General features: G+C 67.1%; 3 protein-coding genes and 1 pseudogene. 2 read left to right on the top strand and 2 right to left on the bottom strand.

Annotated features, from left to right (window positions below; translation table 11 throughout):
- Together ACRDUX_RS21075 and ACRDUX_RS21070 are read left to right on the top strand one after the other, a co-directional pair.
- Positions 1 to 696 (top strand): adenylate/guanylate cyclase domain-containing protein (locus ACRDUX_RS21075; RefSeq protein ID WP_526416134.1); only part of this gene is annotated, 696 nt, incomplete at its 5' end.
- Between the two features lie 89 nt (positions 697 to 785).
- On the top strand, positions 786 to 1,088 hold the full coding sequence (locus tag ACRDUX_RS21070; RefSeq protein WP_526416132.1) for a hypothetical protein: 303 nt from the start codon (positions 786 to 788) through the stop codon (positions 1,086 to 1,088).
- Positions 1,089 to 1,091: 3 nt separating this feature from the next.
- Here ACRDUX_RS21070 and glsA read toward each other — a convergent pair whose 3' ends face one another.
- Positions 1,092 to 2,378, bottom strand: a complete 1,287-nt coding sequence (gene glsA / locus ACRDUX_RS21065) for a glutaminase A (protein ID WP_526416130.1) — start codon at positions 2,376 to 2,378, stop codon at positions 1,092 to 1,094.
- A gap of 50 nt (positions 2,379 to 2,428) precedes the next feature.
- Positions 2,429 to 2,819 (bottom strand): annotated as a pseudogene (locus ACRDUX_RS21060) (hypothetical protein); the annotation flags it as partial.

The following is a 2,819-nucleotide window of genomic DNA, read 5'->3' as shown; positions in this document are numbered from 1 at the left end:
TTCGACGGCACCGAACTGGGCCAGCTGCAGCGGGGATTCAACTCGATGGTCGTCGGACTGCGTGAACGCGAACGGGTGCGCGATCTGTTCGGCCAGCACGTCGGGCGCGAGGTCGCGAAGCTGGCGGAGAAGGAGCGCCCGCAGCTCGGTGGTGAGGAACGCCATGCCGCCGTCATCTTCGTCGACATCATCGGGTCGACGCAGTTGGTCACCGGCCGGCCTGCCGTCGAGGTCGTCGAGTTGCTCAACCGATTCTTCGCAGTGGTGGTCGACGAGGTCGACGAGCATCACGGGCTGGTCAACAAGTTCGAGGGCGACGCGGTGCTGGCCGTATTCGGCGCCCCGGTGTCGCTCGACAATGCCGAAGCCGAGGCACTCGCTGCCGCACGGGGAATGGCCAAGCGACTGCGCGTCGAGGTGCCGGAGTGTCAGGCGGGCATCGGCGTGGCGGCGGGCCAGGTGGTGGCGGGCAACGTCGGCGCGAAGGACCGTTTCGAGTACACCGTCATCGGCGAGCCCGTCAACGAAGCGGCCCGGCTCTGCGAGCTCTCCAAGTCCGTCGACGGACATCTGGTCGCCTCCTCGACGACCGTGGAACGCGCCGGCGAAAGCGAGAGTGCGCACTGGACTCTCGGCGAGACGGTGACACTGCGCGGCCACGGCGAACCGACTCGGCTCGCCGTACCCACCCAGTAGCCGAGAACGGCGCCTGCGGCGCGTTACGCTCGGAGCGTTCTCACAGCGAGAACACAGAACTTCTCAAGAGATGCAGGGGCGCTGGTCACATGTCACTCGCATTGCGACGCTACGTAGCGCTGCTGGTTGCCTTCGGCGGCGCCGCAGCAGTCGTCCTCGTCCCGGCCGCGGCGGCGGACCCGGACATCGACACCGAGTCGGCGGCAGCCGTGATCGAACAACTCCAAGAAGAGGGTTACGCCGTTGAGGTCAACGGGGTTTCGAGCGGCAACACCGCGCTTCTGACCTCGTGCACGGTGACCCAGATCCACAATCCGGGTGGTCCCACCACAGACCCGACGACGACCACGACGGTCCACGTCGACGTCGCGTGCCCCATCTCGCACGGCTGACGCTCACATCCCGTTCTGTCGCAGACCCTCGTCGGCGGCCGCGACCGCCTCATCGACGGTGGCAAAGCGGACTGCCTCGTATTCCGGCTCGTCGTGGATGACGATCCCCTCCGGGTCGACGAAGTAGCCGGCCTTTCCCTCGGCGCGCAACTCGGCACTGGTTCCCGAGAGCAATGCGCGTGCCCCGTCGTCGATGTCGTCGACGCGGGAGACGTCGAGGATCGCCGCGGCGAAGTTCCCGCGCTCGCGGTCCACGACGCGCGCGACCTGCTCGGCCCCGCTGAACAGCAGATCGCCGTGCGTCTCGTAGACGCGGATGCCGTCGCGCGGCTCGTACACCGCCCGCAGCGCGGCGCGGGAGTCACGGGCCACGGTGAGGAAGTGCAAGCCGAGTTGCTCGGATAGGCTGCGGCACAATTGGACTCCCCGCACGCTGTTGCCCTTGGCGTCGAGTAGCGGTGAGTACACGCCGATGCCGAGCTGGCCGGGAAGCACGGCGACGATGCCTCCGCCAACCCCGCTCTTGGCAGGCATGCCGACGGCGCTGACCCAGTCCCCTGCCGCGTCGTACATGCCACACGTCACCATCACCGAGAGCGTGCGCTTGACGACGGAGGCATTGGTCACCCTCCGGCCCGTCATCGGGTTCACCCCGCCGCGGGCCAGCGTCGCGGCCATGCGCGCTAGATCGGTCGAGGTGACCTTGAACGAGCACTGCCGGAAGTACACGTCGAGGACGTCATCGGGATCGTCGTCGAGCACCCCGAAGCTCTGCAGCATGTAGGCGATCGCACGGTTGCGGGCTCCGGTGGCCTTCTCCGACGCATAGACGTCCTGATCGAGTTCGAGCCGACGCCCTGCGAACGCGGAGTAGAACTCCTGAATCAGGGCGAACCGCTCGTCGGGCGTCTTCGCCGGGATCAACGACACGGCCGCGATGGCCCCGGCGTTGATCATCGGATTCTTCGGCTTCTTGGTGGTCTCGTCGACGCTGATCTCGTTGAACGCCTCACCGGACGGCTCGACGCCGATCTTGGCGTCCACCGCGTCCTGGCCGATCCGGTCCAGCGCCAACGCGTAGGTGAACGGCTTCGAGATCGACTGAATGGTGAATTCGACTCCCGCGTCGCCACATTCGTAGACGTACCCATCCGCCGACGACAACGAGAGGCCGAACCCGTCCGGATCGACGCGCGTGAGTTCGGGGATGTAGCTGGCGAGCACACCGTCGCGCACCTGGCGGTGCTCGTCGAGGATTCGGTCCAGGTAACGCTGTACCAGTCGGGCCACCGTCGGATTGTAGATTCTCGACTAGGGCTTGGGGGGTAAGGCGCGAACTCTCAGGCCGGTACCGGATGGTCGGCAATCCAGTGCCGTCCGGCCTTGCTCGCCCGCACCAATGCGCCGTACTCGCCAAGATAGTCGGCGACCGCACCGACGGCGGGAAGCATTCCCAGGTAACGCAAGATGCTGCGTGGGCGCGGTCGCTTGACGAGCTCGTCGCCGATGGCACGGATCAGACCCACCAGGTGCCACAGCGCCTTCACCAGACCAACGTCGGTCGACGCCTGCCGCTCCTGCCCTGCGTCCTCCGGGTCGACGCCGGCGCCAAGGTCGCGGTCGCACATCACCGCCCCAAGCAGCCGGACCTGCTGGCCGTAGTCGTCGACGCCGTGTTCACGCGCGACGGCGCACAACACGATGGCCTGGCTGGTGAAGCCGAGGACGTCC

It is taken from the genome of Mycobacterium sp., assembly GCF_050701675.1.
Taxonomy (GTDB): Bacteria; Actinomycetota; Actinomycetes; order Mycobacteriales; family Mycobacteriaceae; genus Mycobacterium.
This window is presented reverse-complemented; position numbering and strand designations above follow the sequence as displayed.